Origin of the sequence: Streptomyces niveiscabiei (assembly GCF_001419795.1) — a bacterium.
Classification (GTDB): domain Bacteria; phylum Actinomycetota; class Actinomycetes; order Streptomycetales; family Streptomycetaceae; genus Streptomyces; species Streptomyces niveiscabiei.
This window is the reverse complement of the sequence record NZ_LIRL01000613.1, coordinates 1-4846: the sequence shown is the minus strand read 5'-3', so window position 1 is coordinate 4846 and position 4846 is coordinate 1. Positions and strand designations below refer to the sequence as shown.

At 68.8% G+C, this 4846-nt stretch carries 5 protein-coding genes; 1 reads left to right on the top strand and 4 read right to left on the bottom strand.

Features of this window, described 5'->3' with window-relative positions:
- Window positions 1-157: 157 nt before the first annotated feature.
- Window positions 158-1780, top strand: a complete 1623-nt coding sequence (groL, locus tag AOK24_RS28075) for a chaperonin GroEL (protein ID WP_055722845.1) — start codon at window positions 158-160, stop codon at window positions 1778-1780.
- Window positions 1781-1864: 84 nt separating this feature from the next.
- Here groL and AOK24_RS28070 read toward each other — a convergent pair whose 3' ends face one another.
- The 4 genes from AOK24_RS28070 to AOK24_RS28055 all read right to left on the bottom strand — a co-directional run bounded on the left by AOK24_RS28070 (window position 1865) and on the right by AOK24_RS28055 (window position 4627).
- Entirely contained in the window at window positions 1865-2410 is a 546-nt protein-coding gene (locus AOK24_RS28070; RefSeq protein WP_055722844.1) for a hypothetical protein, read from the bottom strand.
- Window positions 2407-2973, bottom strand: coding sequence for an RNA polymerase sigma factor (locus AOK24_RS28065; protein ID WP_055722843.1), 567 nt, complete (start codon window positions 2971-2973; stop codon window positions 2407-2409). The genes AOK24_RS28070 and AOK24_RS28065 overlap by 4 nt, the downstream gene beginning before the upstream one ends.
- A gap of 74 nt (window positions 2974-3047) precedes the next feature.
- A complete protein-coding gene (locus tag AOK24_RS28060) occupies window positions 3048-3713 on the bottom strand; it encodes a Uma2 family endonuclease (RefSeq protein WP_055722842.1) in 666 nt (221 codons plus the stop codon).
- 59 nt (window positions 3714-3772) lie between these two features.
- The gene (locus AOK24_RS28055; protein WP_055722846.1) at window positions 3773-4627 is read right to left on the bottom strand and encodes a hypothetical protein; all 855 of its coding nucleotides are present in this window, start codon (window positions 4625-4627) and stop codon (window positions 3773-3775) included.
- Window positions 4628-4846 lie beyond the last annotated feature (219 nt).

Genomic DNA, 4846 nt, shown 5'->3' with positions numbered 1-4846 from the left:
TTAGCACTCTCCCCGTGAGAGTGACAACGAAGGACCGAGTCGGTGAGGTCCACGGTGCGGGCGGGGCAAGGGACCGTCAGACCGAGGGGCCGTCCGTCGCGGGCGCGGGCGCGGTCCACTGCGGTACTCACCCCCAGTCCTGGAGGGACCACTTCACATGGCCAAGATCATCGCGTTCGACGAGGAGGCGCGGCGCGGCCTTGAGCGCGGTATGAACCAGCTCGCCGACGCCGTCAAGGTCACCCTCGGCCCCAAGGGCCGCAACGTCGTCCTTGAGAAGAAGTGGGGCGCCCCCACGATCACCAACGATGGTGTGTCCATCGCCAAGGAGATCGAGCTGGAGGACCCGTACGAGAAGATCGGCGCCGAGCTGGTCAAGGAAGTCGCGAAGAAGACGGACGACGTCGCCGGTGACGGCACGACGACCGCGACGGTCCTGGCCCAGGCACTGGTCCGCGAGGGCCTCCGCAACGTCGCCGCCGGCGCCAACCCGATGGCCCTGAAGCGCGGCATCGAGAAGGCCGTCGAGGCCGTCTCCGGCGCCCTGCTGGAGCAGGCGAAGGACGTCGAGACCAAGGAGCAGATCGCCTCCACGGCCTCCATCTCCGCCGCCGACACCCAGATCGGCGAGCTCATCGCCGAGGCGATGGACAAGGTCGGCAAGGAAGGCGTCATCACGGTCGAGGAGTCCCAGACCTTCGGTCTGGAGCTGGAGCTCACCGAGGGCATGCGCTTCGACAAGGGCTACATCTCGGCGTACTTCGCGACCGACATGGAGCGTATGGAGGCGTCCCTGGACGACCCGTACATCCTGATCGCGAACTCCAAGATCGGCTCCGTCAAGGACCTGCTCCCGCTCCTGGAGAAGGTCATGCAGTCGGGCAAGCCGCTGCTGATCATCGCCGAGGACGTCGAGGGCGAGGCCCTGTCGACCCTGGTCGTCAACAAGATCCGCGGCACGTTCAAGTCCGTCGCCGTCAAGGCGCCCGGCTTCGGCGACCGCCGCAAGGCGATGCTGAACGACATCGCGATCCTCACCGGCGGCGAGGTGATCTCCGAGGAGGTCGGCCTCAAGCTGGAGAACACGACGCTGGACCTCCTGGGCCGCGCCCGCAAGGTCGTCATCACCAAGGACGAGACGACGATCGTCGACGGCGCCGGTTCCTCGGACCAGGTCGCCGGCCGGGTCAACCAGATCCGCGCCGAGATCGAGAACTCCGACTCGGACTACGACCGCGAGAAGCTCCAGGAGCGCCTGGCGAAGCTCGCGGGCGGCGTGGCGGTCATCAAGGCCGGTGCCGCGACCGAGGTCGAGCTCAAGGAGCGCAAGCACCGCATCGAGGACGCTGTTCGCAACGCGAAGGCGGCCGTCGAGGAGGGCATCGTCGCCGGTGGTGGCGTGGCCCTGCTCCAGGCCTCCCAGGTCTTCGAGAAGCTGGAGCTGGAGGGTGACGAGGCCACGGGCGCCGCGGCCGTCAAGCTCGCCCTTGAGGCCCCGCTGAAGCAGATCGCCGTCAACGCCGGCCTCGAGGGTGGCGTCGTGGTGGAGAAGGTCCGCAACCTCACCCCGGGTCACGGCCTCAACGCCGCGACCGGTGAGTACGTCGACCTCGTCGCCGAGGGCATCATCGACCCGGCGAAGGTCACGCGCTCCGCGCTCCAGAACGCGGCCTCCATCGCCGCGCTCTTCCTCACCACCGAGGCCGTCATCGCCGACAAGCCGGAGAAGGCCGCCGCGCCTGCCGGTGGCGGTATGCCGGGCGGTGACATGGACTTCTGATCCAACTCCCGCGAGGGACGGATCGGCAGTACTACTGAGGGCGGTACTCCCCAGGTACGGGGGGTACCGCCCTCGGGCGTTGTTTCAGGGGCTGGCGGGCGTGCAGGGTACGAGCTTGCCGTCATCCCTGAGATGTACGTAGACGACGTACGCCAGCGGCACAGGGCGCGGCTCACCCGCCTCGAACCGAGGCGACTCCCCGGCCCGCAGCGTCACCTTCCACGCCGTGTGCTTGCGTACGGCCTTGTCGGGCCCGGCCGTGTTCTCGACCCAGTCCGGCATGGGCTCCTCGGGGTCGGAGGCGCACGTACTGCTCGCGACGTCGACGGCCATCCCCCCGCTCCCGCTGATCTGCTCGGGAACGGACTTGAGGTTGAGCGCGACCCTCTCGCCCCACTCCTTGACGGACAGGGTGACGCTGCCGTCGGCGTTCTTCTCGACGGCGTAGGCGGCGGATTGGGTGGACGTCCCCGGCCACAGAACCCACCCGACGGATACGGCGGCGCAGACGGCCCCGGCGACGAGTACGCGGGTCGGGGTGAACGCCCTTCTGCGCGCCGGGACTTGAGCCGCTCCCCGCAACTCGGCCTCCTGCTTGAGCTGTTCGAGCAACCGCTCCTCAAACGTCATGCCTCGCCCCCTACCGTGTGCATCTCCTGTACGACGACGTCGTCCCGGCGCAGCGCCTTCCGCGCGCGGTGCAGCCGGACCCGGGCGGTGACCTGCCGTATCCCGAGCGCGGCGGCGGCCTCCCCGACGCTGAGCTGATCGACGGCGACCAGCTCCATGACGGCCCGTTCCCCGTCGGGCAGTTGACCCAGCATGCTCAGCGCCCGCCGCCCGGGACTCTCCGCGTCGAGCTGCTCCTCCAGCCGGGCGATGTCATCGGCGTCGAGCAGCCGCCGCCCCGAGACGCGCCGCATGCGCTCGGCTTCCCGGGCGACCCGCCGGTACTCGGCGGACACGACGTTCCGGGCGATCCCGTACAGCCAGGCGGTCTCACTCCCGAGCCGAGCCTGATACGTATGCCCCGAATCGAGCACGGCGAGAAACACCTCGGCGACCAGATCGGCAACGGTGTGCGGATCGTCAACTCGCCTGGCCACGAACCGGGTTACGGCTCCGACGTGCCGCCGGTAGAAGCTCTCCAAGACCTCCGGATCACTGAGCGGTCTTCTCCCTGTGCCACCCACAGGCGCCTCCTTTGTGTCAGGGGGTACGTCTGTAGTTGGCGGGGGAGGGGGGAAGCGTTACCGGCGTTGCGGACTCAGTCGGCGTAGTTCTTGAGGGGTTCGGTGTCGAGGGTGATGCTCACCGGCGCGGGAAGCGGCACGGTGGCGCCCCAGGGGTAGGAGGCGGACTGCTGATAACGGCCGTCCTTGGGCTCGCTGAACACGACGACCGTGTTGTTGTCACGATCGATGAGGAGATAGACCGGGATGGCCGCACCGGCGTATCCGACAGGCTTGTCGATCCGGTCGCGGCGGTCCGTGTCCCGGTCGTGTGAGGTGATCTCGACGGCCATGAGGGAACCGGTGGGCTCGGACCACTCCCCGTCGCCCCGGAAGTGACCTACAGGCACGAGTGTCCCGTCCGTCCGGGCACGGCCTTTTCGGTATGCCTCGGCCTTCATGCCGGACTCCGGCACCAGGTTCAGGTCGGGGCGCTGAAGCAGGCACTGGCGCAGCAGCCACATGAAGATCTCGCGGTGGTCGCCGTCCGGCACTGCCTTGACCTCTACTTTTCCGTTGATGTACTCAAGCCGGACGGTCTCCGGCGCCCGCCGCTCCAGCTCCTCGAAGTCCTCGACGCTGAGCGGGTCCCTCGTACGGACCCGGCCGTCGACGAGTTCGAGCCGGACGTTCTCGGGGGCTGCGGCGGCGAGTGCCTCGAAGTCCTCGATAGGCATCTGCGGGTACTGCGTGGGGGTCATGGCGTCGCCTCCTCCCCTCAATGGTGCCCCGGGGCGGTGTCGGCGGACCGTGGGAGCGGTCATACGGGTGTCCTTTCTCGCGGCGGCAACCCGATCGCAGCACGGATCTCATCCGCACGGGCCCGAACACCGGGGGAGTCCAGAAGCACGACAGGGCGCACAGCAGCCACCCCCACGCACCCCTTGCACAATCCCCCCGGCAGCGCCTCCGGCCTCCCCGGCACCCTGCACTCGGAGCACTCCAGAAGCCGTACGCGTCTCACGGCCTGCCCCTCAGGTACTACGGGTACTACGGGTACGACGGGCCGCACGGGCACCGGCGGCGGCATCTTGTCGACGAGGCGGCGGCGAAGGAGCGCGGCGGGTGAGTGGACGACATGGGGGAGCCCGGCGGTGAGGGCGCTACGGACGGCCTCCGCCCCGGCGCCGCGCGCGAACCACTCCTCGACCAGCGGAGCGAGCCGCGCGCACTCGGCGGCGGAGAGGAAGAGCGAGGGCGCGGTACGGCTGAGCGCGGCGAGGAGGATGACGGCGCGTGAACGGGTGGGCGGGGGCTCGGAGTTGTCCGGCGGTACGTCACCCCGCGTGAACGCGGCCCACCAGTCGTCGGCGCGGGCGGTCCGGCTGAAGAACGTCCGGGTGACCCAGAGTTCGGTCCCGGAGGAGGACGTCACCTTCTCCTGCCCCCGCCGCAGGTGCCCGGCCGCCTGAATCCTGTTGAGCGAGGTCCGCAGCGCGCACTGCCCGTACACGGTGGTCTTGGCCAGCATCTTCACGGAGATGTCGGCGCCGTCGGGGAGCCGGTCGAGGTATCCGGCGATGGCGGCATCGCGGGGGAGGAGGTGATCGAAGTCACCTTTGCCGCGTGGCCGTTGGCCGGGGGCGGTGCGTTTCCCGTACCCGGGCTTGGCCATCGGGTGCGCGGGTACGTCGGCAGTACTAAAGTTGGCGTCAGCCATTGGAGTTGCCCTTGCTAGTGGCGGCGGCTCCTTCGGTCAAACCCCCACAGGTGTTGGCTGCACCTGTTGGGGGTTGATTTTTACGTCCAGAGCCTTTGTGTTGGCAGCACCGTAAAGCCAACTGACACTCCGTCGCAACCCGAACCCGCAAAGTCAACTGGCGGGGTGGGAGGG